Source organism: Billgrantia sp. Q4P2, from assembly GCF_052806135.1.
Genome location: NZ_JBRBAI010000002.1, coordinates 183,282 through 209,059 on the forward strand (window position 1 = coordinate 183,282; position 25,778 = coordinate 209,059).

The window sequence follows — 25,778 nt, forward strand, 5'->3', positions numbered from 1 at the left end:
CCCCCGCTAGGCTGCCTGCGCCTGCTTCCATGCCAGTATGGCCGCCACCGTGAAGAAGGAGCCGCATACCAGCACGCGATCGTCGGGCGCCAAGCGCCCGGAAAGCCATTCCGCACCCGCTTCGGGCGACTGGGCCTGGTACGCGACATGTCCCCCGTGAGCCTCGATGCGCCCTGCCAGATCCGCGGCTGTGCGTGCCCGATCGCCGACCAGGGTCACGCTCACCCAGCCATCCGCCGCTGCGGCCAGGGCCTCGATGACACCATCGGCATCCTTGTCGGCCAACATGCCGAGCAACACCCAGGTACGCCCGCGGCATGGCTGAATGGACAGCCTTTCCGCCAGGTAAGCGGCGGCATGCGGATTGTGCCCCACATCCAGGCACCATTGCCCCAGCCACTGCATACGTCCGGGCACCTGCAGCGCGCTCAGGGCCATCCGGCAGCTCACTTCATCGAGCACGATGCCGGCCGCTGCCAGGGCCTGCAGCGCCGTAGCGGCATTGTCCAGCGGCAGCCCCGGATCGGGCAAGTCTTCGAGGGTTGGAAAAGTCCCATCGGCATCGGTTCCCTGCCAACTGAAGCGATCGCCGGCGCTGGATTGCCAGCGAAAGTCCTGCCCCAGCGTCATGGCCGGGGCGCCCCGTTCATCGGCGCACTGGCGCACGCTTGCGGGAAGCTCTCTACTGCCGAGTATGACGGGATGGCCGGCACGCATGATACCGGCCTTTTCACGACCGATCCCCTCGAGGTCGGTGCCGAGGAAGGCGGCATGGTCGAGCGCGATGGTGGTAATGACGGCGACATCGGCATCGATGACGTTGACCGCATCGAGCCTGCCGCCCAATCCGACCTCCAGCACGGCGAGGTCGGGCCGGCGGCGGGCAATGGCCCACAGCGCCGCCAGGGTTCCGGCCTCGAAATAGGTCAGGCTCACCGGCTCATCGGCCAGGCGTGCTGCCTCCACGGCTTCGAAGCCGGCAATGAGCGTGGCATCGTCCGCCTCGCTGCCGCCGAGCCGCAGCCTTTCGTTGTAACGCAGAAGATGAGGCGACGTGTAGGCTGCGGTGGTGAGACCATGCGCACCTGCCAGCGCCTCGATCATGGCTACCGTCGAGCCCTTGCCATTGGTACCGGCCACGGTGATGACACGCGGCGCCAGGCGATTGGCCAGTAACCCCATGCGGCGGGCAACCTCGGCCACCCGTTCAAGGCCGAGGTCGATGCCCACCGGATGGATCTGCTCCAGGTAGCTGAGCCAGCCGTCCAGCGTGCGAGATGGCGTCGAAGGCATCACGAGCGATCAGCGCGCAGGGTCAGAGCGGTCGGTGTCCTCGGATGCCCCCGGTGACGAAGACTCTTCCGACGCCTCGGGCTCGACGGCATCAATGATTTCACCCTCCTCCGCTGCCGCACGCTCGGCCTCGTCGACCAGGTCGGGCTCGATGATCATGCTCTCCTCGAGGCCGCTGGGCGGCTGGTGGGTCAGTTTGCGCAGCACGGCACCCAGGCGGTCGCGCATTTCACCACGCGGCACGATCATGTCGACCGTGCCATGCTCGAGCAGGAACTCGCTGCGCTGGAAACCTTCCGGCAATTTCTCCCGCACGGTCTGTTCGATGACCCGCGGTCCGGCAAAACCGATCAGGGCGTTGGGCTCGGCCACGTTGAGATCGCCAAGCATGGCCAGCGACGCCGACACGCCACCGAACACGGGGTCGGTCAGCACCGAGATGTAAGGCACACCGGCCACACGCAGGCGCTCCAGCGCAGCCGAGGTCTTGGCCATTTGCATCAACGAGAACAGCGCTTCCTGCATTCGTGCCCCACCCGAAGCGGAGAAGCAGATGAAGGGGATGCGCTCTTCGAGGGCGAGACTGGCCGCTCGCACGAATTTCTCCCCCACCACGGCGCCCATGGAACCGCCCATGAAGGTGAATTCGAAGGCGACCACGACCACCGGCAGGCCATCCAGGGTGCCACGCATGGCCACCAGGGCATCCTTCTCGCCGGTCTCCCTCTGGGCCGCATTGAGGCGGTCCTTGTACTTCTTGGAGTCGCGGAACTTGAGGCGGTCCACCGATTCGAGATCGGCCGAGATCTCCTCCCGCCCGTCCTTGTCGAGGAACCAGTCGAGCCGCTTGCGTGCGGTCAGGCGCAGGTGATGATCGCACTTGGGGCAGACGTTGTGATGCTTTTCCAGTTCGGGCAGATAGAGTACCGCCTCGCATTTCGGGCACTTGCGCCACAGGCCGTCGGGCACGCTGGCCCGCCGGTCCTTGCGCTGAATCCGCCCCATGGAGGGAACAATCTTGTCGAGCCAGCTCATGTCAGAAAGGCTTCCGTATGCTGTTGCGCCCGGCGGAACCGGGCGTCATGAGTCGAATCGTGGGCAAGGGCAAGCTCAGCGAGCGGGCAGCGCATCCAGGGCCTGGCGCATCTCCCCGAGTATGGCCTTGAGCTCGCCGGCGATCGCCTCAGGCCGCTCGGCGTTGTCGGCGATACGACTGACCAGCGCGCTACCGACGATGACGCCATCGGCCACCTTGCCGACCTCGGCCGCCGAGGCCCCGTCGCGGATGCCGAAGCCGACGCACAGCGGCAGCTCGGTCAGGCCGCGCAGCGGCGCCAGGTGTTCGGCCACGTCGTCGGCATTGAGCGTGGCGGCCCCGGTCACGCCCTTGAGCGCAACATAGTAGAGGTAGCCCTCGCCATGGGCGCATATTGTAGCGGCCCGCTCCCGCGAAGTGGTAGGGGCGACGAGAAAGATCGAGGCCAGGCCATGCTGCTTGAGCAATGGGCCGAACTCGTCAGCCTCCTCAGGAGGCATGTCCACCGTCAGTACGCCATCGATACCGGCAGCCGCAGCCTGCTCGGCGAACGCGGCAAGGCCGATACGCTCGACGGGGTTGAGATAGCCCATCAGCACCACCGGAGTGTCGTTGTCGTTCTGACGAAACTCACGCACCATCTCGAACAGGTGGGTCAGGCGCACGTTGTGCTTGAGCGCGCGCTCACAGGCCTTCTGGATCACCGGGCCGTCGGCCATGGGATCGGAAAACGGCACCCCCAGCTCGAGCACGTCGGCGCCCGCTTCCACCAGGGCATGCATGAAGCCTACCGTGTAGCGCGGCGCCGGATCGCCGGCGGTAATGTAGGGAATCAGCGCCCGACGGCCCTGAGCCTTGAGTTCGGCGAAGCGTTGGTCGATTCGGTTCATCGTCAGAACTCCAGGCCGTCGATCTTGGCGACCGTCATGATGTCCTTGTCGCCGCGGCCGGACAGGTTGACCACGATGTTCTGGTCGGGCCGCATGGTCGGCGCCAGAACCTTGGCATGGGCCAGCGCATGGGCCGACTCCAGCGCCGGCATGATGCCTTCCACCCGGGTCAGCTCGCGGAATGCCTCGAGTACGGCATCGTCGTTGGCGGCCACGTACTGCACCCGCCCGACATCTTTCCACAGCGCATGCTCGGGGCCTACGCCCGGGTAGTCGAGGCCGGCCGAAATCGAGTGGGTGTCGGAGACCTGGCCGCCCTCGTCGGACATCAGGTAAGTGCGGTTGCCATGCAGCACGCCGCGCGGCGCATTGGACGCCAGCGGCGCGGCATGGCGACCGGTGTCGACGCCGTCGCCGCCGGCCTCGACGCCGTACATGGCGACCTCGTCATCCTCGACGAAGGGGTAGAACAGGCCCATGGCGTTGGAGCCGCCACCGACGCAGGCAATCAGCGCGTCGGGCAGCCTGCCGAACTCTTCGAGCGACTGGCGGCGCGCCTCGCGGCCGACCACGGCGTTGAAGTCGCGCACCAGCATGGGATAGGGGTGTGGTCCGGCCACGGTGCCGATGATGTAGAAGGTGTCGTCGACGTTGGTGACCCAGTCGCGCAGCGCCTCGTTCATGGCATCCTTGAGCGTGCGCGTGCCCGACTCGACCGGGATCACGTTGGCCCCGAGCAGACGCATGCGATAGACGTTGAGCTTCTGGCGCTGGACGTCCTCGGCACCCATGTAGACCTCGCACTTCAGCCCCAGGCGTGCCGCCACGGTGGCGGTGGCGACACCGTGCTGGCCGGCACCGGTCTCGGCGATCACCCGCGGCTTGCCGCTCATCTTGGCCAGTAGCGCCTGACCGATGGTGTTGTTCACCTTGTGCGCACCGGTGTGGTTGAGATCCTCGCGCTTGAGCCAGATCCGTGCCCCGCCGAGCTTCTGCGACCATCGCTCCGCATGATAGAGCGGAGAGGGACGGCCCACGTAATGGGCCAGGTCGTAGTCGAATTCGGCCTGGAAGTCCGGATCGTCGCGAAGACGCAGGTACGTCTTCTCCAGATCGTCCAGGGCGAAGCTCAGGGTCTCCGAGACGAACCGGCCGCCATAGGGGCCGAAGTGGCCGCGGGCGTCCGGCAGTCGGGTCAGGTCACTGAACTTGCTCACTAAAGACACCTCATAGGGTCGCCATAAGGGACAGGGGTTGAATCGGGCTTGGGCAAAGCAATCAGCCAAGGCGCCTGCGGTCGGCCTGGGCCACCGCCGCGGCAAAAGCCGACAGCAGGCGGGGATCCTTGCAACCGGGCTCGGCTTCCACACCACCGGAGACGTCCACCGCAAAGGGGCGCACACGCTCGATGGCACCGGCGACGTTGTCCGCGCTCAACCCACCCGCGAGAATAACAGGTTTTTCCAGGCTTGCGGGGATTCGCGACCAGTCGAAGGTCTCCCCGGTGCCACCCGGCACACCCGGGCGGTAGGCATCCAGCAGCAGCGCCTGGGCGCCGTCATAGGCCGTGGCCGCAGCATGCAGGTCGAGGCCGTCGCGCATGCGCAACGCCTTGATCCAGGGTCGCTCGAAACCGGCACAGAAAGCGGGCGTCTCATCGCCATGGAACTGCAGCAGGTCGAGGTGGCGGCTGGCACGCAAGACGAACTCGGGCGTCGCGTCGACGAACAGGCCCACCCGAGTGACGAAGGCCGGCACGCACGCGGCCAGCACCGCGAGGCGATCCTCGTCGACATGGCGACGGCTGCCGGGCCAGAGCACGAAGCCGAGCGCATCGGCACCGGCGGCCACGGCATCGGCCACGTCCCGCTCACGGGTCAGGCCGCAGAACTTGATGCGGGTACGACATCCCACGGCCTGTACGTCGTTCATGCTCATCCTTGCCATCCTATCTATCACCGTTCGCCGGTCGCTCCACCGAGGTCGGCGAGCACTGCCCGGTGCAACTCGGGGAGATGCTGATAACCGCTAGGATAACATAGGCGCTTGACCACGACGGCCCGTGCAATGGCCGCGAGACGATGGAAGCGTGTTCGTGTCATGTCCGCTTGCGCAGTGCCGCCCTGCCTGCCCGCAGTCCCACACCCCTCCAGTTCCTCGGCCAGGAAGGAGTGACGCACGAGCTGGATCAGCGCTTCGCCCGGGCCGAGCGGCTCCAGGCGTATCGCCGTGTCGCCCCCGGTGACGACACGGCGCTCCAGCAGGTAGATCCTCGCCACGGGCAGTGACTCCCAGGCGATGCCACCCACTCTCTCGGCCGGCACACTGAGCTTCGGGAAGGAAGGATGGACCGGCTCGAAACCCTCGGCGGTGCCGACGAAACGCTGCGCCTGCTCCGGGGTCAACTTCAATTGCGGAAAGGCATGCCGACAGGTTACCCGTGCATCATCCGGCTCCAGCGCTGCAATGTCGTCGGCGAGGAGGTGAAACCCGGCCGCGACCAGGGAGGCCACCAGGGTGCTCTTGCCGCCGGTGCGATCCGCCGCGAACAGCATCGCCTGACCATCATGGGCCACCGCCCCGGCATGCAGAGCGCTCACGCCGGTCATCTCGAGGTAATAGGAGAGAACGTCCCCGAGCAGATAGAGATCAACCATGAAGCCAGCTCCGCCGTCCTGCAGCCGGCAGTCGATCCGCCCGGGAGCGACCAGGAATTCCGCCACCCGGGGAAAGCGCATGAGGCTGCCGCCGGCCACGGCATAGATCTCCAGATCAGGTTCCCCGAACCGGTTCCTGGCCGGACTCAGATAGAGGGCATCTCGGCTCGAGGGTGTGGGCCACGCCCTCTCCAGCTCACAATGAAAGGTCAGGTCACTCTCCGCCGTGGCGGGTGCGACACTCAAGGGGAAGCGGAAACGATGCGTCGTCTCCATGCAGAGCCCAAAGACCCGGTATCGGTATGCCACGCGCCCTGAACTCCCCTGTCGCCGACTCAGCGCCGGACGATTCATTGCCGGACTATGACGCCATTCTCCTCGAGTTCCACCACCAACGAGGCTAGGTCCCGTCGCAGCGCCTCCGGCGCTACGGCATAGCCCTCCAGCAGCACCGAGATGGCGCCCTCCCGACTGCCGGTTTCCAGCAGCGCTCGCCACATGTCTGCCGCCGTCGGATCGAGCTGGAAACAGGGCGCGGACCCCGCGGCCGCCTCCGGGAAGTGTGCCACCGCGATCGATTCACCGATCGGCACCCACAGCACGCGATCGGCGGACCTGAGGGGGCCAGACTCCACCGCCTGCAGCCCGATCCCTGTCAGTGCCTCTCCCTCCGCCAGGCCAGCCAACTCCGCCCGCAGCCGCGAGGCCTGGACACGACGCTTGAGGCACAGCGACGGCGGCCAGGCGTTCCAGCCGGCTTCGAAGCGCCCCGTTCCCGCATCCCAGTACTTGGTCTCGGGCTCGCACCAGGCGAAGGCCACGTACTCGGCGATCCCGCACCAGTAGGCATCCTCGCCGATCCGCTCCCGGCACTCCCTGAGCCAACGGGGATAGGCCTCGCCGAACCATTCAGGCGCGACATCCCTGAGGTCTTCGGCATTGAGGCAGGCCAGGACCCTGGGCTCGACCCGCTCGATGGCGCGACACAGCTCCCGGGGGGCAAACAGCGGACAAAAGATGACGGCCGGGGTGTCACAGCGCTGGAGAAACTGCTGGAAGCGCACCCCGGACAGGGCACAGTCGTCCACCACTACCCAGGGCTGCGGCTCCCCGTGCTCGGCCATCCCGGGCACGCCGATCTGATCGGGGCGCAGATCGAGCAGGTAGGAGAGCATACCGAGCACGATCCAGCCCCCGCGGGGGATGGCGGTATAACGAAAGTGCGACAGGGCGTCCTCGCCGAAGCGCGCCCGGAGGGCCGTGGCGAGACGCTCCACCGCCTGCTCCGCGGCGGGGTAATCGATATAGCGATGATGCTCGAGCACCTCATGGAGTTGAGCAGCCAGATCCGCCAGCAGGGCCTGCTGCTCCCCCGAGAAATGGCCGAAGACCGCGACCATAGGCTCGGGCCAGGCTCGCGCCACGAGCCTGGCCCCGTTCATTCTGACCCACAGTGGATTGGCTTGAATCCCCTCGCCCAGCGCCCGCAAGGCCGACTCCCGGTCGGGCTGCCGGGTAAAGGCAAGAAGCGGCTCGATGGCCTCTCGGCCATCGAGCAGCAGGACGGCATCGATGCCCCTGTCCACGTTTTCCCTGTCCACGGGTCGAGACAGCGCGCTGGCTGTTCGATGCCAGCCCCTTTCCAGGGCCTATCTATTGTGCCCGGGCGGGTTGCGGCTGCCGTTCGAATGCGGTGCATTCCCCGGGAATACATCCGACCCCGGCCTGGTTAGCCCCACCAGCGTGAGATCGGCGACAGTCCCCCAGCGTGTCAATAGGGGCTTGCGATATTCACGCCGAACACCACTCTTCCTTTCCTGGGTATTGTCCATCACCTGAACCTCCGACCCGTTCCGACGCTGGCTAGCGAATTCCCCAGCCATTCAGCCCTCATCGAGGGCTAACATTTCCTTACAGTTAGACTAGGCCAGCCTTGGGTAGTCAACCATGCCAAAAAAAACTGGTTTACAATGGTTTATCGCCTGATTTTTATCACTCCTGGGACAGTGACTGAGCCACACGTGCTTACCTGAACGGAGTGCCACGCCTACCAGAATCGTCTCAGCCAGATTTCAAGAGACAGGGTCGGCCAGAGGTCGAAACTGGGCGCATTGCCGTGCACGAAACACTCGAAGCGCTCGCGTAGCATCGCTTCATCGACGAAACCCAGTTCGGCACAGCGGCTATGAGTCATCAGGCCGAGGACCTTGTCGTAGGCCTTGTCACGCAACGCAGCGAAGTAAAGGGGTTCGGGGGAAACCTTGCCGATCGAGCCGATGGCTTCGATCGGCATGATGCCCGCCATGGCCCGTCGCGCCAGCCGTTTCACCTCGATGACACTATCGATACTGTACTGGGGGCAGGCGAGAATGAACTCGGCGATGCGCCTGTCGCTCCAGGGGTCGGCATTGCCCACGCCATGCATGGCGGTGATGCGCTCGGCGTAAGTCATCCCCTGCTGGACCAGCGGCGAGAAGACATGGATGTAACGCTCCCGTGGGGCGCGGCGTGGCCAGTTCGCCGCCTCGGCTCGTACGGGCTCGACCTCTGGCAATCCGGCCCGGTGAAGGAAGCCCGGGAAGACGTAGGACTCCGCGCGTCTTATCGGCCCCCGCCGTGGCTTGCGCGATGAATCGAAGCATCGAGCGGCGTGCAAGCCACGAGCGAGACGACTCCCCCCAAGGAGATCCGACAGCATGGGCCGCACCAAGTAGCGGGACAGGGTAGAGGCACGCGGCAGCGAGGTTATCCTCGACAGGGCCTCCAGCTCACGCCATGCCCTATGAAAATGGCCGGCCAGCAGCATACCGGGCACGTCGCTGACGGCTCCCCCACAGATGACATCACCGCGTGAGCCATAGAACATCACGCTGACCCGATCGGCCGCCGCCGCAGCCAGGGAACGGTCCAGGAAGGGCTGAAACATCGAGAAGAAAGGATCATCCTCGTGGGGCTGGTTGGCGGCCTCCTCGACCAGGGGGTAGGTCTCCTCCGCCGGGACCTCGCGGACCGGCATGCCGAAATGATCCGCAATACGATAGATGTTCTCGCGCTCGTCGCATTCCGGCAGCTCGGAGAAGATCCAACTGTAGGCGCGCATCGGTGGCACGGCCTCCCCTTGCTGGCGGAGCCAGCCCGCCAGTGAGGCGACACAGGTGGAGTCGACTCCGCCGCTCAGGCTCACGCCCACCGGGCTCCGGGCACGCAAGCGACAGCGCACCGCCTCCGTCAACAGCTCGCGCAACTGATCGGCATAGGCCCTCTCGTCGCGGTAGCGAAGGCGTCGCTCTGGATCCGGAGCCCAGAAGCACCGACTGCGCTTACGCCCCGCCATATCGATCACCACTTCCTCGGCGGGCTTGAGCCCCTCGATCCCTTCATAGAAGACCTGTCCCGGCGGCGTCTGCATGCCGCACAGGTGCCAACCGACGGCCTGCGCATTCAAGCGACGCGGCACACCGTTCACCGCCAGGATCTGCCGGACCTCGGTGGCAAACAGTACCCGCCCAGGCTCGATCCGATAGTACAGGGAGCGCATGCCCAGGGGATCTCGAGCCAGGTGCAGCTCACGATGGCCGGCATCCCAGAGCACATAGGCGAAGTCCCCGAGCAGCCGTGCGGGTCCATGCTCGCCGGCATGCCGCAGCATACCGAGCATGAGCTCGGCGTCCGTTGCTACCCCGGCATGAAGATGGGGGCTCACGCCGGCACAGTCATTGCGGTTATCGAGGCGTGCATCGGCCGCGAACAGTAGGCCATGCTCCGGCACGACCACCGGGCGGCATGCACCGGTACCGTCGGGCGTCGTATCCAGCGACAGGCAGGCGATTCCTACCGGCCCGTCACAATGGTACGCGATACCGTCGGGGCCTCGGTAGACGACCCGTGACGCCATCAGCTCCAGCTCGGCACGACTGACCGAGACGCCATCGAGACGAATGATCCCGCAGATACCGCTCACCGGGGATGGACCTCCCTCAGGCCTTCGGAGCCAAAGTCTCACGATCGCCAGGCGATGGACCGAGTGATGATCGACGCGGTTGTTTTCGCTCGGCAAGAGGCACGTTCACCAGAGGGACCAGAAGACCGCTGAACTCGGCCGTAGTGGAACGGCGTCATCAGGCTTCTAGAACACTGTAGCAGAGAAAGCCGAGACTCATGGAGGCGGGCTGCGGGGCGCACCTTACGCTTGCGCCGTGCGGTGGGGATTCCGTCGTGCGCCCGTCCTATCCCCGGGCTTGCGCTACGGGTCTCCCGCGCCGAAACTCGACCATAGGACAGTCGGGCAATGGCCGCTCGCCGGTCCACTCCCCCAGAAACGCCAGTAGATTCGGCCCCAGCGGCTCCTGCGGTAGCCCCCAGGAGTCATCGTAGAGCGAATCGACGAAATGCAGGCCACAGGCTGGCGCCGTGACGTCGGAAAGGGTGCGATCCTTCAGCGCCAGCAGTTCGGCCAGGTAGGCATCACCCTGTTCACCACGCCCCACGCTGACCAGCGCACCGACGATGTTGCGGATCATGTGGTGCAGGAAGGCGTTGCCCTGCACGTCGACCACTACCAGCGGCCCGTGGCGACGCACCTCGATGAAGTGCAGGTGGCGCCAAGGGGTCTTCGATTGACAGCCCGCAGCACGAAAGCTTGAGAAGTCGTGCTCGCCGACCAGCGCCTGCGCTGCGCGGTGCATGGCATCGGCATCCAGCGGATCGCGACACCAAGTCACGTTGTGCCGCTCCAGCACCGGCCGGCTCATCTGGTTGAGGATGATGTAGCGGTAGCGTCGCGCCAGCGCCTTGAAGCGAGAGTGAAAGTCGTCAGGTACTTCACGCACCCAGCGTACCGCAACATCGCGCGCCAGATTGGCGTTGACACCAAACACCCAGGCTTTATTCGAGCGTGGCACAGGCGCGTCGAAGTGCACGATCTGGCGTGTGGCATGCACGCCGGAATCGGTTCGGCCGCTGGCATGAACCGTTATCGGCTGGCTCGCCACCTTGGCGAGCGCCCGCTCCAGCTCGGCCTGAACCGAAGGCGCGTGCTTGAGTCGCTGCCAGCCACAGTAGGCGCTGCCGTCATATTCCACCCCCATGGCCAGGCGGCCGCTCAGGGAGTGACGATCGTCGAGAGGTCGAAACAGGGTCATGCCGCCATCAGAGTCGATAGTGAGTGATCAAATGCTGGGTCTTGTCGCGCAGCTGCGGATCGTCAGAACCCAGCAGTTGCTGCAATAGCGGGCGCGCCCGTTCCACCTCGCCGTCTTCCAGCAGCCGGCGGGCTTCTTCCAGGTCATCGCTCTGGTCGGGATTGCCCAGGGCAACGCCATTATCGCGGTCCAGCGGCGGGAAGGCCACCTCTTCCACCTCCCACTCGGTCTCCTCCGCCGAATTAGCGCGCGAACGTTCCGGCGGCTCGTCGCCCTGCGTCGCGCCGTGGCCATCGTTCGGCGGCGGAAAATCGATGCTGGGCTGCATGGGCGTCTCTTCACGAGACGGTGGTTCCGGGTCGAGCACCGGTGGCTGGTAATCGATCATGCCCCACTCCACCGTCGCGCTGCGCTCAGCGGAAGGAGCCTGCTCCGAGGTACCTGCTCCCGGCACCTCCTCATCAAGCTCGTCTTGCGCTTCATCCGGCTCCTCGGCTCGCAATGACTCCTCCCGGAGCGCCTCCTCAGCCAGCGGCTCTTCCCCGCGGCCGGCATGCTCAGCACGAGGGAAGTCGACCCGTTCGTGCTCATCCCCCAGCAGCGCCTCATCCTGCCCCGCTGCGAGCACCCGGGACTCAGCCACCTCACGGCCCTCTGGCTCAACGCTGGCCGGGGGCGGCTCATCGCTGCCAGGAAGAGAATCATTGCTGGGCGGTGTGGGATGATGCCTGGCCAGCAGCCGCCCCGCTTCGGCCACCAGCGCGGAATCGCCAGTCTCGGCCAGTTGCTGTGCCTCGTGCTCGGCCGCCTGTCGATTGCCCTGTTCGACGTAGACGCCGAGCAGCTTGAGGCGCAGGTCGTGTCGCTCGGGGTCACGGGTCAGGCCCGCCTCCAATAGCTCCCTGGCCTGGTCGTAGCGGCCATAGGCCATGAAGATGTCCACCTCACTGATGGCCTCGGCCTGCGGCATGGCCGCGCGTGGCACCTCCTCCGGGTGAGGGCTTGCCTCACCGACGGTCATTCCCGCGACCATCGGCGGGATCGGTGCAGTCGGGCTCGGTGGCATCGCCGCATCGTTGGTGGGCGGCATGCCATGAATCATATTGGGCATGGCAGTTCTTCCCGTTAGCGCTGCAGCATCGCGGCGCTGTCGGCGGCGCACCCATAGCCAGAGACCCAGCAAGGCCGCCAGACCGGCGCCGCCCAGGATCAGATTGCGATCGATGGACACCGGATAGGCTGCTCCCCACCAGGGCGCATCGGCCTGCGTCTCAGCGTCGGACGGCACGACCACCGTGCCGGGTCCGGCACCTTCTTCGACACCTCCGGCCAGCAGGGCCAGCTGTTCACGCATGGCGTCGATTTCTTCACGCAGGCCACCCAGCTCCTGCTGCAGAACGTCGCGCTCGGCCTGCACCTCTTCCAGCGCTGCCTGACTCTCCTGCCAGCGCCGTTCGAGCAACGCGAAGCGCGGATCGCTCTCCCTCAGCGTTAGCTCACCGGCTCCAAGCGCTGCCAGCACGTCGCCATCGAGCGCCCCACCGCCAAGCGCCGCGCTCACTTCTTCGTCACCCTCGGTAACGTCCGGCACGGCTTCCGCGGCCAGTTCCTCGTCGCTGAGCAGCGTGAGCCGCGGCAATGCATCGGCACCCTCGGCTGAGGGCATGACCTCAGTTTCGGCCTCGCCTTGGTCGGCCGGCGGCGCTGGGGCGGCCTCGCCAGCGGCGGATACCGCAGCCACATCGATAGTCTCGCCGGCAAGCATGGAAGGCCCCAGAGAAACGCGCGCGGGAGCACCGCTGCCACGACTGGCCCAGGCCTGGTTCATGGCCTGTACGATGCGGTCGGCTTCAGCGCCTGTACGTGCGGCAATGGTCTCTCGCGATGGCACGACCAAGGCGTGTCCGGCACGCATGGCATTGATATTGCCCGAGGGGAAAATGTCTGGATTGGCCTCGACCAGCGCCACCATCATCTGGTTCATGCTGATATCGTTGCCGGGCCGCAGCCGCCCAGCCATCGACCACAGGGTATCGCCGCTGCCTACCCAGGCGCGATCCTCCGCCTGCGCCTGGCTCCTGCGTGTGACGACAGGCCGGGAGGAGGCTTGGGAGGCAGGTTCGGAAGTCGCAGCCGAGGGCCGTGCAGCGGACTCGGGTCGGCGACTCGATCCGCTGACCAGTAGAGGCATGCTGTCGTAGTCAGGTGGGTCGAGCAGCAATGTCACCTCGCGCAGCTGACGACCGGATGGCCAGTCGAAGCGTAGCAGCAGGTCCATCCAGGGCTCGCGTACCGGCCGCTCGCTGGCTAGCGTCACCACCCAGCGGCCCTGCCGCACCTCCACCTCGGCCCTCACACTGGCCGCCAGTGACGTGCGCACGAGCCCGGCCGAATCGAATTCGCGGGGCTCGGCCACGCTGACACGCAGCAGCTCAGGGTCGAGCCCAGCCGTATCGGTGAGCGGAATGACAGCACGCAGCGGTGCATTGAGGGAGGAGAGCACATCGACCTCCCCTATCCCCAGCGCCAGCGCTTGCGGGCTTGCGGCCGACAGCGCCAACAGCATGGCTAATGTCAACTTGCGTCTCATTGAGTTCCCTTGCGTTGCTCGCTTGCCATACGGCGTTCGACTCTTGTGATGCCGACGTTCAGATCATGCAAGTATATGTATTCTATACTCGTGCAGCTTGTTCCCGCGTCAACGAGGCCAGCGCAGCGGAACACTTCTTCGAGGCGAAGGTCAGCGAACCCCCATGCAAAACGGGGCATCTCCCGCAGGAGATGCCCCGTCAATGGCACTGCGAAAGGATCACTGCTCGCGCAGGATCTTCAACATGCGCTTGAGCGGCTCGGCGGCGCCCCACAGCAACTGGTCGCCGGCCGTGAAGGCGGAGAGATACTCTCCCCCCATGTTCAGCTTGCGCAGACGACCCACCGGAACACTCAAGGTACCGGTAACGACCGAAGGCGTCAGCCCGGCAATAGTCGCTTCCTTGTCGTTGGGAATCACCTTGACCCATTCGTTGTGCTTGGCGATGCGCTCCTCGATCTCATCTATCGGCACATCTTTCTTCAACTTGATAGTGAAGGCCTGGCTGTGCGAGCGCATGGCGCCGATGCGAACGCAGATGCCATCGATGGGTACCGGGTTGTCCTGGAGTCCGAGGATCTTGTTGGTTTCGACACTGCCTTTCCATTCTTCACGGCTCTGGCCGTTATCCAGCTTGGTGTCGATCCAGGGCAGCAGGCTGCCGGCCAACGGTGCGGTGAAATTGTCGATCGGGAAATCGCTACCGCGCATGGCCTCGGTGACCTTGCGGTCGATATCGAGAATGGCACTGGCGGGGTCGTCCAGCTCGCTGGCTACGCTGTCACGCAGCGCCCCCATCTGGTTGAGCAGCTCGCGCATGTGCTTGGCACCGGAGCCAGACGCGGCCTGATAGGTCATGGAAGTCATCCACTCGATCAGATCGGCCTCGAACAACCCGCCCAGGCCCATCAGCATCAGGCTGACGGTACAGTTACCACCAACGAAGGTCTTGGCGCCTCGCGCCAGCTGTTCATCAATGACGCGGCGGTTGACGGGGTCGAGCACGATGGTCGCCTCGTCTTCCATGCGCAGGGTGCTGGCGGCATCGATCCAGTAGCCCTTCCAGCCGCCGCCACGCAGGTCGCTATAGACCTGCTTGGTGTAGTCGCCGCCCTGGCAGGTGATCACGACATCCAGTGCCTTGAGCTCGTCGATGTCGGTGGCATCCTTGAGCGGAGGTACGTCCACGCCGATGTCGGGGCCGGGCTTGCCGACCTGGGAGGTGGTGAAGAAGATCGGCTCGATGCCGTCGAAATCTCCATCCTCCTGCATGCGCTGCATGAGTACCGAGCCCACCATGCCGCGCCAACCGACGAAACCGACTTTCAACATGTGAAGTCCTCCTGAAGAGAATGAGGCCAATAGTATACATGACCCGGGCCTACCTCGCAGGCGGGCCCGGGTCCAGGGTAACGACTAGAATGAAGGCTGGCACTCAGGCCGCCTCGAAGGCCGCCAGCACCGCATCGCTCATTTCACGGGTGGAAACGGTGCGCGAACCTTCGAGGCAATATCCGTCGTCCGCGGGCTCTCGTCCAGCACTTTTCCATGGCGACATTGATGCTTGGGCCTGATCGAACTCGGGCATGAGTGTGCAGCGCAGCCACCTGGCAAAGCGCCGGAAAGTGTAATACTAAGTAACAGTACACCTGCTCGGCGGCCGGCACTCTGACCGCCTTCCTGGGCGGTCAGGTCTACCATCTGGAGGATCGCAGCGATGCTTCGCGACAGTGCCTGCTCCACCGACTCTCCTCCCCCAATGCTACGTTTGCTGTTTCTCCTTGCCAGGCTAGAACTCTCGAAGGCCCAGGAGCGGGAGGTGATTGCCCTTTGTTCCTGCATTGAGGACTGGGCGGAGTTGATGAGATATGCCCGGGACACCTTCGTTCTCCCCCTCGCTTATCGCCACCTGTGCCGGTTCGCACCAACGCTTCTGCCACCGGATGCCCTGGCGGAGATGCGTCGCCAGTGTCTGGTGATCGTAGCCCAGAACCTGCAAGTCGCTGCCGAGCAGAAACGGCTGGTACATGAACTCCTGGCCCCACTGGACACTCCCTACCTGTTTTTCAAGGGCCCTGCACTTGCCGCCCGCTACTACGATGATCCCGGCGTGCGATGTTGCGGTGACATCGACCTGCTGATTCCCCGTAGCCGGTTTCCCGAACTGATTGCCAGAGCCCTCCGGAGTGGTTATCAACCCAGCGATCCGCCGTGGCTGACCTCGGACCAGACCGCGCTGGACTTTGCCATCAGCCGCCAATCCGTCATCAACATCCTCACTCCGGCAGGGATCGAAGTGGAAGTGCACTACCAACTGGACAAGCGGGCTGCACTCTATGACACCGACGCTCTCCTCGCGGCTCGGGAAACTCTGCAGGTGGGCGATACCACTCTCCACGTCATGCCGACAAACGAGCTGTTCGTCTATCTCTGCCTGCACAACACGCGTCACTACTGGTCGCACCTGCACTGGCTGGTGGATATGGATGCGCTTCAACGGCATCCCGACTTCGACCTGGCCGCCGTCTACGCCTGCGCACGGAAGCGCGGCCTGACCGCTACCGTTGACGCTAGTCTGGAACTTGACAGGCTGCTGGCCGATCCCGACCTGGATGGAGCGGCCAACGAGCTCAGCCAACAGGGGCGCGCGCTGTATCAGGCCTGCCTGGCCACTCTCCAGGGAGGGCTCCAGGCCGAGTTGGCCTTACGACGCAGGCGGCCCGCGCCCGAGTTTGCCTTCGGCTGGCAAACCACCCGGTCCTATCGGATCACGAGTCGTCTACGACGATGGGCACAGCCCTTTCGTCCAAGCTACTTCGACTATGCCAATCATCCTCTGCCACCAGGCTGGCAATGGCTCTATTACCTCACGCACCCCTGCCGGAAGCTGCGCAGCCTGATCATGTCGAGAAGATCACACTCATGATTCACATCCTGGCCAGACAAAGATGATGAACCTCCGGCGGCTACTGGCTCCCGTCGACACCTTGAGAGCCATCCTACCCCTGCTGTGGGTAAGCAGCCGGAAATGGACGCTGCTGAGCACACTATTCATGGCCATGGAAGCGTGCCTGGGTCTCGCCACTCTCTACTTATTGAAGCAACTGGTCGACGTGGTCACCCGGCTGCTCGGCGACGGCGCCTCGGCGGGCAACTTCACGCCCGTGCTGTGGTACGTCGCACTGACCGGTATCGCTACACTTGCCTTCATAGCAGCACGCGCCCTGTCGAATCTCGCCAAGGAGATACAGTCGCTGCTGGTGGCCGACCACATCGACCAGGAGATACACGCCAGGGCGGTGGCGGCCGATCTCGCTTTCTATGAAAGCCCGCGCTACTTCGACACCTTGGAACGCGCCCGGGAGGCAGGCAACCAGCGGCCGGCCCAGGTAGTGAGCAATCTCATGATGCTCGCCCGCAACAGCATCATGTTGACGGCCATAGCCGCGTTGATCCTGTCGCTCAATTGGCTGCTACTGCCGGTATTGGCGATCGCCATCATTCCGGCGCTGCTGGTGAGGCTTCACTTCACCAGGCATCTTTACGACTGGCAGCATCGGCGTACTCAGATGGAGCGACGCGCCAGCTATCTCGACTGGCTGATGACCTCGGATCACCACGCCAAGGAGCTACGTCTCTACCAGTTGGGTGATCACCTGAGGCACTGTTACGGCAAGCTACGCGAGCAGATCCGGCACGAGCGACTGCATATCACTCAACGGCGCACCCGGATCGAAATGGCCGTAGGCGCCATTGCCACCATCGCCTTCTTTGGCGCCCTGGCCTACCTGGCATGGCAAACGGCAGAGGGTCGCAACAGTGTCGGCGACCTGGTTCTGTTCCTGCTGATCTTCCAGCGCGCCCAGTCCATGGGGCAGGAACTGGTCCACCAAATCTCCAATCTCTACGAAGACCATCTCTTCATGGGGTTGCTGCTCGAGTTCCTGGCCATTCGTCCCGTCATCGCCGACCCCGACTCCCCCACACCGCTGCCCGACCCGATACGCGAGGGGATCCGTTTTCACGACGTCAGCTTTCACTATCCCGGCTGTACCACGCCCGTCCTGAACCATATCGACCTCAGTATCGCCCCGGGGCAGATCGTGGCGCTCGTGGGTACCAATGGATCCGGCAAGACATCGCTCATCAAGTTGCTCTGTCGCCTTTATGATCCGACGCTAGGCAAGATCACTCTGGATGGCGTGGATATCCGCGACTACGGGCTGGACGACTATCGCCGGCTGTTCAGCGTGATCTTCCAGGATTACTCTCACTATGCCGACTCGGCAGGAGAGAACATCCGCTTTGGCGATATCCAGGCACCTTGCGACACCCCTGTCGTGCGAACGGCAGCCATCAAGGCCGATGCCGATGGCTTCATACGACATCTGCCCGCTGGCTACGACACGCCCTTGACCCGCATGTTCGACGACGGCCAGGAAATCAGTATCGGGCAGTGGCAGAAGATCGCCTTGGCACGAGCCTTCATGCAGCAGTCCAGCGTGATCATCCTCGACGAGCCCACCAGCGCCCTGGATCCGGGCGCCGAGTTCCAGTTGTTCGAGAATTTTCGGGAACGGATCGACCACCGAGCCGCCCTCATCATCAGCCACCGGCTTTCCACCGTGAGAATGGCCGACCGGATCTATGTCATGGACAAAGGCGTGATATGCGAGGACGGAACCCATGATGAGTTGATCAAGCGCGGGGGCATCTACTGTCGATTGTTCAACCAACAGGCCCACCACTATCGCGAAGTGGGCGCCTGAAAAGCGGTTCCAGTCAGCGCACCACGACCAAACCTTCTACTTCAAGTTGCTCAAGGAACTGCACTACGTCATGCTCACAGGTCTCGCGGTCGATCGAAAACTCGGCCAGAAGCTGATCGCAGATACCCGAGACACTTACTTCGTCCTCCATCATGGTCCAGATGCGTCCCCCTACCGCCTGGGTACCGTAATACATACCCCGTTCGGCACTGAACATTACGAGATCGTCATCCACCTGTGAAGCGAGCAACGACGGGTGCCGTTTCACCACCGTAGTCATATCCATCTTACGCTTGCCCCCGCTAATGACTCCAAGCCCCTGAGCCGCTTCAGGCGCGACGAGGGAGGAGGCCAACTGACGTAACCATATGTAAAGAGTCGTTCCGAGACCTGGCCACGTCAAGGCATGGCATCTCGCCTTTAAGCACTAGAATGAAGATATGGAAAATCTAGTATCGACTGGCTGGCACTCCGCCTTCACAGAGAGACGCACGACCCATGACGTCGGTTCAGCACCCAACAGAACAGACGGCCTCTACAGTACGGAGCACATTACCGGGCCGCCTCCTCTCGGGAAGGATAACGACGCACGAAACTGGAGATCGCGACAAACGGCTCATCCGGATTGCCCAGGATCACGCCGCTGGCATCCTTCACCCAGGCATGCGCCTTGAAGGAGAGACGACGTTCCGAATCCTGCTCGGTCAGCGTGCCTAATACCAGACAGGAAGAGATTCGTCTTCGATGCATCATCCACTGAGTTGCCATGGCCAGCATGAGACAGGTGAACCTTCCCCCCAGCCGCGCATTGATGGCGGTTATCGACCGGCAAATCTCCTGCACCCGGAGATCACGCCCGGCGTCGACCATATCGACCTCACCCGCCATCTGGTGACCTAGCCAGTGTGACCAAAAGCGAAACGGCAGGCCTCGAACCAGCACCCAGGCCAAGGCCAACCAAAGGAAGCCCTCCAGCAGCAGGGCCTTACGGCACCAAGGCAGGCGAAGGAAGCGACGGAGGGTCTTCACGGCATGTAGTCCGGATCGAGGTGACTCGTCAAAGCTTAGCCGAGATATCCAGCTCAGCGGCAGACCCTCCAAGCGAATTCAACGCTTCCCGCCCTCAGCCATCAGAACGCCTCGAAAGCCGCCAGCACGGCGTCTCCCATTTCACGAGTGGAAACGGTGCGCATGCCCTCCGAGGCAATATCCGCGGTGCGCAGGCCATCATCCAGCACTTTCCCCACGGCGTCCTCAATGCGGCTTGCAAGTTCGGGCTCGGAGAGCGAGTAGCGCAGCATCATGGCCACCGAGAGGATGGTGGCCAGCGGGTTGGCGACCCCCTTGCCGGCGATGTCCGGCGCGCTGCCGTGGCACGGCTCGTACATGCCCTGGCCGCTCTCGTTGAGCGAGGCCGAGGGCAGCATGCCGATGGAGCCGGTAAGCATGGCGGCGGCATCGGAGAGGATGTCGCCGAACATGTTGCCGGTGACCATGACGTCGAACTGCTTGGGCGCTCGCACCAGCTGCATGGCGGCGTTGTCGACGTACATGTGCGAGAGCTCGACGTCGGGATACTCCGGCGCCAGGCGCTCCATCACCTCGCGCCACAGTATGGTGACCTCGAGCACGTTGGCCTTGTCGACGCTGCACAGGCGCTTGCCGCGCTTACGGGCCAGCTCGAAGGCGACCCGGCCGATGCGCTCGATCTCGCTCTCGGAGTAGACATAGGTGTTGAAGCCGACCCGCTGTCCGTCGCGCACCTCGATGCCGCGAGGCTGGCCGAAGTAGATGCCGCCGGTGAGCTCGCGCACGATCATGATGTCGAGGCCGGCCACCAGCTCGGGCTTGAGGCTGGAGGCAGAAGCCAGTTGCGGGTAGGTAATGGCCGGGCGCAGGTTGGCGAACAGGCCGAGGTTCTTGCGCAGGCCGAGCAGGCCCTTCTCGGGGCGCTTGGTGAGGTCTTCGAGCTTGTCCCACTTGGGGCCACCCACGGCGCCGAGCAGGATGGCATCGGCGGCCTTGGCCTTGTCCAACGTAACAGCGGGCAGCGGCTCGCCGTGTTCGTCATAGGCGCAGCCACCGACCAGCCCTTCCTCGATGTCGATATCGAGACCGCGGGCCTGGCAGGCGGCGAGGATGCGGCTGGCCTCGGCGGTGATCTCGGGACCGATGCCGTCACCCGGCAGTACCAGAATCTTGCGTGTCATGTGTTGTTCAATCCTTGTGCTTGCCTTTCTCGAGCGATGGCGGCGGGCTGTACGGCGACAGGCCTGCGAGGAGGCGCTGTGAACCCATCCCTGGGCGCTACTTTTGCCATCCATGGCAAAAGACCTCCTCTCCGACCTGTCCCCTACGCCCTTCAATTCACGGTTGGTCAATCCGTTCCCGGATCAGCCCCTCCAGTGACAGATGCAAAGTTAAGAGCGGTCAGACCTGAGCGCTATCGCGGAACAGCCACGGCCGCTCGGCGCGATGGCGCTGTTCGAAGGCACGAATGGCATCTTCATCCTGCAGGGTGATGCCGATGTCATCGAGCCCCTCGAGCAGGCAGTGTTTGCGGAAACCATCGACCTCGAACTCGAGGATCTCGCCCGAGGGCGTGATCACCCGCTGGTTCTCGAGATCCACGTCCAAGCGATAGCCTTCGCTGGCTTCCACCTCGCGGAACAGGCGATCCACCGTCTCCTCCGGCAGGGTGATCAGCAGCAGGCCGTTCTTGAAGGCGTTATTGTAGAAGATGTCGGCAAAGCTCGGCGCGATCACCACGCGGAAGCCGAAGTCTTCCAGTGCCCAGGGGGCGTGCTCGCGAGAGCTGCCGCAGCCGAAGTTACGGCGCGTCAGCAGCACGCTGGCACCCTGGTAGCGCGACTGGTTGAGCACGAAATCGGGATTGAGTGGGCGCTGCGAGCAGTCCTGCCCCGGCTGCCCTTCATCGAGATAGCGCAGCTCGTCGAACAGGTTGACGCCGAAGCCGGTGCGCTTGATCGATTTCAAGAACTGCTTGGGGATGATCAGGTCGGTATCGACGTTGGCCCGGTCGAGTGGTGCAACGATGCCTTGGGTGCGTTCGAACTTTCTCATGGCTCAAGCCTCCTCTGCGACGGGCTGGGCGCCGAAACTACGTACATCAACGAAGTGACCGGCAATGGCGGCGGCGGCGGCCATGGCCGGGCTGACCAGGTGGGTACGCCCACCGTAGCCCTGTCGCCCCTCGAAGTTGCGGTTCGAGGTGGAGGCGCAGTGCTCGCCAGCGCCGAGCTTGTCGGCGTTCATCGCCAGGCACATGGAGCAGCCCGGCTCGCGCCACTCGAAGCCCGCTTCGACGAAAATCTTGTCGAGCCCTTCAGCCTCGGCTTGCCGCTTCACCAGGCCGGAGCCTGGTACCACCATGGCGAGCTTGATGGAGTCGGCCACCTTCTTGCCGCGCGCCACCTTGGCCGCCTCGCGCAGGTCCTCGATGCGCGAGTTGGTGCACGAGCCAATGAACACCTTGTCGAGCCTGATGTCGGTGATCTTCTGCTTGGGCGCGAGGCCCATGTACTCCAGTGCACGGGTGTAGCCGCGCTTGACGGTGTCATCGTCCTGCTCGGCCGGGTCGGGCACTGCGCCGGAGATACCGGTGACCATCTCGGGGCTGGTGCCCCAGCTCACCTGGGGTTCGATCTCGGCGGCGTCCAGCGTCACCACCTTGTCGAACTGTGCATCGGGGTCGGAAACCAGGTTGCGCCAGTCGGCCACGGCGGCCTGCCACTGTTCGCCCTTCGGGGCGAAGGGGCGCTCGGCGAGATACTCGATGGTGGTATCGTCCACCGCGATCAGGCCGACTCGGGCGCCGGCTTCGATGGCCATGTTGCACACCGTCATGCGCCCCTCCATGGAGAGGTCACGAATGGCGCTGCCGGCGAACTCGATGGCGTAGCCGGTACCGCCGGCGGTGCCGATGCGGCCGATGATGGCCAGCACGACATCCTTGGCAGTGACGCCGGTGCCGAGCTTGCCCTCGACACGCACCTGCATGTTCTTCATCTTCTGCGCCAGCAGGCACTGGGTGGCGAGCACGTGCTCGACCTCGGAGGTGCCGATGCCGTGGGCCAGGGCGGCGAAGGCGCCATGGGTGGCGGTGTGGGAGTCGCCGCAGACCACGGTCATGCCCGGCAGGGTGGCGCCCTGCTCCGGCCCCACCACGTGGACGATGCCCTGGCGCGGGTCGTTGATCTTGAACTCCTCGATGCCGAACTCGACGCAGTTGTCGTCGAGCGTCTGCACCTGGATCAGCGACACCGGGTCCTTGATGCCGGCGTTGCCCTCGGCACGTTCCTTCACGGTGGTCGGCACGTTGTGATCCGGCGTGGCCAGGTTGGCATCGAGACGCCAGGGCTTGCGCCCGGCCAGACGCAGGCCCTCGAAAGCTTGCGGCGAGGTCACTTCGTGCAACAGTTGCCGGTCGATGTAGATCAGTGCGGTGCCGTCGTCGCGCTCCTTCACAAGGTGCTGCGACCACAGCTTGTCGTAAAGTGTCTGGCCTGCCATATCGTTCTCCCGGGCTCTATGGCCCTTTGCCTGTCCGGTCTAGGGAACACTGCACAAATGCCTGCGCGAGCGAATCGCTGCGTTGCGCGGTGCCGAAGCGTCGGACCGTCGGAATCCTCACATATACCCCATATGCTCCGGTTGACTCGCAGCCTTCGGCTTCTCGCCCCTTCGGGGCCAGCCTACGGCTGTTTGTCGCTTCGCTCGGTTCTGTGCTCCGTGCGCCTTGCGCTTCATCTCGCTCGGCGATTTGTTCAGCGCTCCCCAAGGTTCACCGATCTAGTACGTTTTGCCTCAAAGGGCCATCGCAGCAGAGCTTGCCGAGGGGCGTCGGGGACAGGTCAGAGAGGAGGTCATTTGCCATGGATGGCAAATGTAGCGTCCAGGGATGGATTCACAGCGCCTCCTCGAAGACCTTGTCGCCGGCAAAGCCCCGACATGCCAGGGCTGCGCCTCTCCTGCACGCCATGGCCGAGTGATTGCAGTCTTGCGCGACTCGCCCATAAAAGCAATTCATGTTATTTATTCATTGGATTCCATAAAGGAATACAAACGAGAGATGGACACCCAAAGCCTGCAAGCCTTCCTCGCCGTGGCCGACAGCGCCAGCTTCTCGCGTGCCGCGGAGCAGCTGCACCTGACCCAGCCAGCGGTCTCCAAGCGCATCGCCACGCTCGAGGATCAGATCGGCGCCCGCTTGTTCGACCGCATCGGTCGCCGCGTCACGTTGACCGAGGCCGGCCAGGTACTGCTGCCCCGGGCGCGGCAGATTCTGGTCATGGTGGATGACAGTCGCCGCGCGCTGGTCAACCTGACGGGTGATGTTGGCGGTAGCCTGACCCTCGCCACCAGTCACCATATCGGCTTGCATCGCCTGCCGCCGCTGCTCAAGGCTTACACCCGCACCCATCCCGAGGTGCGCATGGACCTGCGCTTCCTCGACTCCGAGCTGGCCTATCAAGGGGTGCTGGACGGTGAGCTGGAGCTGGCCGTGGTGACCCTGGCGCCACATCCCGACCCGCAGCTCGACGTGGTGCCGGTGTGGCAGGATCGCATGTGTTTCGTCTGCGCCCACGACCATCCGCTGGCCGGGCATGGGCGGCTTACGCTGCATGAGCTGTGCACCTTCGATGCGGTACTGCCCGGCCCCATGACCTTCACTCGTACCTTGATCGAGTCGCGCTTTGCGGCCGCCGGCCTTACGCTACCCGTGGCGCTGGCCACCAACTATCTCGAAACCCTGAAGATGATGACTTCCATTGGCCTGGGCTGGAGTCTGCTGCCAGAGCGGCTGGTGGCTGGGGAACTGCACGAGCTAGAGGTGGAACATCCGCCCATCCATCGCTCCTTGGGCTATCTGGTGCACCGCAGTCGCACCCTCTCCAATGCCGCACGGGCAATGCTGGCACTGTTGGAAGAGGCGCGTGATACAGCGAGTCGCCGAACATGAGGAAATATTGTTAGACTGCTCACAATAATTTTCGACTCCACCTGGAGCCCTACACCATCGTGTCCTCTCCCGACTCTCCCGCCACATCGACACGCCATGCCCTGGCGGGCGTGCTGATTCTGCTTGGGTTGGTGCAGCAGATCCTCGGTTTTGCCGGGGCGGTACCTCTTCCGCACGGGGTCGGCTACGCCCTGTGGCTGGCCACGCTGCTGCTGTGGCGCGATATTCCCCGGCGAACCCGCTGGCAAGCCGGAGCGCTGGCAGTCATTGGTCTGGCGCTGCTGGTGATTGCACGCTGGCACTATGGCGCGCAGATCGCCTGGCCCGCAGTCACCAGCGGTAACACCTATGTGGTGGCGATGCTGGTAGGGGTCAGTTTCATCGGACTGATCGGCAACCGCAGCGGCTCGTCGCGCCCGCTCGGGCGGCCGATAACGGGGCGCCGGGGCACCCTGGGCACCTGGCTCGGGGTCCATCTGCTCGGCACCATTCTCAATCTGTCTACAGTGTTCATGATCGGCGACCGCCTCGCCCGGCGAGCCCCGCTGACTACCCCCCAGTTGCTGGCGCTGAATCGCGGACTTTCCAGTGCTGCCCTGTGGTCGCCCTTCTTCGCTTCCATGGGTGTGGTGATGACCCTGGCGCCGGGCATGGAGTACTCGCGCATTCTCGCAGTGGGGCTGCCGCTGGCGCTTGTCAGCGGCGTTCTCACCACGCTGGAACTGTCGCGCCGCTTCGACCTCGCCGATGTGGCGGGCTTTTCGCTTTCGCCGCGCAGCCTGCTGATGCCGGTCGCCATGGCGGCTTTAGTGATGCTGTTCCATTACCAGCTCACGCCTGCGCTTGGCATCGTCAGCATCATCACTTTCCTGCTGCCGGCGGTGGCCTTGGCCAGCAACCTGCCAGCGGGAGCCCGCTGGACACTGCGACGCGTGCGCCAGCATACGCTGATACGCCTGCCGGCCATGCGCGGCGAGATCGCCCTGTTTCTCTCCGCCGGACTGCTGACTCTGGGGCTTTCGACCCTGGTGGCCGCCGCCACGGGCAGTGAGTGGACGCTGTTCGCCCGCTTCGGCCCCGCTCAGGCAGTCATCAGCTTCCTCGCGATCGTGGCCAGTGCCGTGGCGGGGCTGCATCCGATCATCGGCGTCTCGGTACTCGCTTCGACACTCGACCTGAGCGGCAACGAGCAGACCCTGTTCGCCTTCACCGCCCTCGCCTCCTGGGCGGTGGGCACCTCGGTGGGGCCACTGTCGGGCATCAACCTGTCGCTGCAAGGCCGCTACGGCGTCAGCGGCTACCGCATGATGCGCCACAACCTGGGCTATGCCTTGGTACTCAGCGGCATGGTGGTGATGGCGATACTCGTGCTCGATGCCTGGCTATAGCACTTGAGCGATGCAGACATGACGGGCCGGC

Annotated in this window: 21 protein-coding genes; 4 read left to right on the forward strand and 17 right to left on the reverse strand. The window is 64.3% G+C overall.

The genetic code is table 11. The features are described 5' to 3' along the window. Positions 1 to 6: 6 nt before the first annotated feature. The 12 genes from folC to asd all read right to left on the reverse strand — a co-directional run bounded on the left by folC (position 7) and on the right by asd (position 14,939). Positions 7 to 1,293 carry a bifunctional tetrahydrofolate synthase/dihydrofolate synthase gene (gene folC, locus ACUY1T_RS03705; RefSeq protein WP_446020379.1) on the reverse strand — a complete coding sequence of 429 codons (1,287 nt, stop codon included), beginning with the start codon at positions 1,291 to 1,293 and terminating at the stop codon, positions 7 to 9. A 9-nt stretch (positions 1,294 to 1,302) separates the two neighbouring features. Further along, positions 1,303 to 2,328, reverse strand: coding sequence for an acetyl-CoA carboxylase, carboxyltransferase subunit beta (gene accD / locus ACUY1T_RS03710; protein ID WP_446020380.1), 1,026 nt, complete (start codon positions 2,326 to 2,328; stop codon positions 1,303 to 1,305). A 75-nt stretch (positions 2,329 to 2,403) separates the two neighbouring features. Further along, the gene (gene trpA, locus ACUY1T_RS03715; RefSeq protein ID WP_446020381.1) at positions 2,404 to 3,219 is read right to left on the reverse strand and encodes a tryptophan synthase subunit alpha; all 816 of its coding nucleotides are present in this window, start codon (positions 3,217 to 3,219) and stop codon (positions 2,404 to 2,406) included. Positions 3,220 to 3,221: 2 nt separating this feature from the next. Beyond that, complete coding sequence (trpB, locus tag ACUY1T_RS03720) at positions 3,222 to 4,436, reverse strand: tryptophan synthase subunit beta (RefSeq protein WP_446020382.1); 1,215 nt, start codon at positions 4,434 to 4,436, stop codon at positions 3,222 to 3,224. Positions 4,437 to 4,497: 61 nt separating this feature from the next. After that, the gene (locus ACUY1T_RS03725) at positions 4,498 to 5,151 is read right to left on the reverse strand and encodes a phosphoribosylanthranilate isomerase (protein WP_446020383.1); all 654 of its coding nucleotides are present in this window, start codon (positions 5,149 to 5,151) and stop codon (positions 4,498 to 4,500) included. A 23-nt stretch (positions 5,152 to 5,174) separates the two neighbouring features. Continuing rightward, positions 5,175 to 6,185, reverse strand: a complete 1,011-nt coding sequence (locus ACUY1T_RS03730; RefSeq protein WP_446020384.1) for a hypothetical protein — start codon at positions 6,183 to 6,185, stop codon at positions 5,175 to 5,177. 41 nt (positions 6,186 to 6,226) lie between these two features. Further along, positions 6,227 to 7,462 carry a PqqD family protein gene (locus ACUY1T_RS03735; RefSeq protein WP_446020385.1) on the reverse strand — a complete coding sequence of 412 codons (1,236 nt, stop codon included), beginning with the start codon at positions 7,460 to 7,462 and terminating at the stop codon, positions 6,227 to 6,229. A gap of 63 nt (positions 7,463 to 7,525) precedes the next feature. Then, entirely contained in the window at positions 7,526 to 7,759 is a 234-nt protein-coding gene (locus tag ACUY1T_RS03740) for a lasso RiPP family leader peptide-containing protein (protein WP_446020386.1), read from the reverse strand. A 164-nt stretch (positions 7,760 to 7,923) separates the two neighbouring features. Next, on the reverse strand, positions 7,924 to 9,837 hold the full coding sequence (locus ACUY1T_RS03745) for an asparagine synthetase B family protein (protein WP_446020387.1): 1,914 nt from the start codon (positions 9,835 to 9,837) through the stop codon (positions 7,924 to 7,926). A 265-nt stretch (positions 9,838 to 10,102) separates the two neighbouring features. After that, positions 10,103 to 11,017: a tRNA pseudouridine(38-40) synthase TruA gene (gene truA / locus ACUY1T_RS03750; RefSeq protein ID WP_446020388.1), complete on the reverse strand. Its 915-nt coding sequence runs from the start codon at positions 11,015 to 11,017 to the stop codon at positions 10,103 to 10,105. 7 nt (positions 11,018 to 11,024) lie between these two features. After that, positions 11,025 to 13,607, reverse strand: coding sequence for a FimV/HubP family polar landmark protein (locus ACUY1T_RS03755; protein WP_446020389.1), 2,583 nt, complete (start codon positions 13,605 to 13,607; stop codon positions 11,025 to 11,027). Between the two features lie 219 nt (positions 13,608 to 13,826). Further along, positions 13,827 to 14,939: an aspartate-semialdehyde dehydrogenase gene (asd, locus tag ACUY1T_RS03760; RefSeq protein WP_446020390.1), complete on the reverse strand. Its 1,113-nt coding sequence runs from the start codon at positions 14,937 to 14,939 to the stop codon at positions 13,827 to 13,829. Positions 14,940 to 15,324: 385 nt separating this feature from the next. On the opposite strand from asd, the gene ACUY1T_RS03765 reads away from it, so the two are divergent. Continuing rightward, complete coding sequence (locus tag ACUY1T_RS03765) at positions 15,325 to 16,533, forward strand: nucleotidyltransferase domain-containing protein (protein WP_446020391.1); 1,209 nt, start codon at positions 15,325 to 15,327, stop codon at positions 16,531 to 16,533. 127 nt (positions 16,534 to 16,660) lie between these two features. After that, on the forward strand, positions 16,661 to 18,376 hold the full coding sequence (locus tag ACUY1T_RS03770) for an ABC transporter ATP-binding protein (protein ID WP_446020392.1): 1,716 nt from the start codon (positions 16,661 to 16,663) through the stop codon (positions 18,374 to 18,376). Positions 18,377 to 18,389: 13 nt separating this feature from the next. On the opposite strand, the gene ACUY1T_RS03775 is transcribed toward ACUY1T_RS03770, so the two are convergent. From ACUY1T_RS03775 to leuC, 5 genes are all read right to left on the reverse strand, one after another. Beyond that, positions 18,390 to 18,662 carry a PqqD family peptide modification chaperone gene (locus tag ACUY1T_RS03775; RefSeq protein WP_446020393.1) on the reverse strand — a complete coding sequence of 91 codons (273 nt, stop codon included), beginning with the start codon at positions 18,660 to 18,662 and terminating at the stop codon, positions 18,390 to 18,392. Between the two features lie 266 nt (positions 18,663 to 18,928). After that, a complete protein-coding gene (locus ACUY1T_RS03780) occupies positions 18,929 to 19,405 on the reverse strand; it encodes a lasso peptide biosynthesis B2 protein (protein ID WP_446020394.1) in 477 nt (158 codons plus the stop codon). Positions 19,406 to 19,506: 101 nt separating this feature from the next. Beyond that, the gene (gene leuB / locus ACUY1T_RS03785) at positions 19,507 to 20,586 is read right to left on the reverse strand and encodes a 3-isopropylmalate dehydrogenase (RefSeq protein ID WP_446020395.1); all 1,080 of its coding nucleotides are present in this window, start codon (positions 20,584 to 20,586) and stop codon (positions 19,507 to 19,509) included. 220 nt (positions 20,587 to 20,806) lie between these two features. Further along, complete coding sequence (leuD, locus tag ACUY1T_RS03790; protein ID WP_446020396.1) at positions 20,807 to 21,460, reverse strand: 3-isopropylmalate dehydratase small subunit; 654 nt, start codon at positions 21,458 to 21,460, stop codon at positions 20,807 to 20,809. Positions 21,461 to 21,463: 3 nt separating this feature from the next. After that, positions 21,464 to 22,909: a 3-isopropylmalate dehydratase large subunit gene (gene leuC / locus ACUY1T_RS03795; protein WP_263580292.1), complete on the reverse strand. Its 1,446-nt coding sequence runs from the start codon at positions 22,907 to 22,909 to the stop codon at positions 21,464 to 21,466. Between the two features lie 559 nt (positions 22,910 to 23,468). On the opposite strand from leuC, the gene ACUY1T_RS03800 reads away from it, so the two are divergent. Both ACUY1T_RS03800 and ACUY1T_RS03805 read left to right on the forward strand, forming a co-directional pair. Further along, entirely contained in the window at positions 23,469 to 24,359 is an 891-nt protein-coding gene (locus ACUY1T_RS03800; RefSeq protein WP_446020397.1) for a LysR family transcriptional regulator, read from the forward strand. Positions 24,360 to 24,418: 59 nt separating this feature from the next. After that, positions 24,419 to 25,747, forward strand: coding sequence for a hypothetical protein (locus tag ACUY1T_RS03805; protein WP_446020398.1), 1,329 nt, complete (start codon positions 24,419 to 24,421; stop codon positions 25,745 to 25,747). Positions 25,748 to 25,778: the final 31 nt, after the last annotated feature.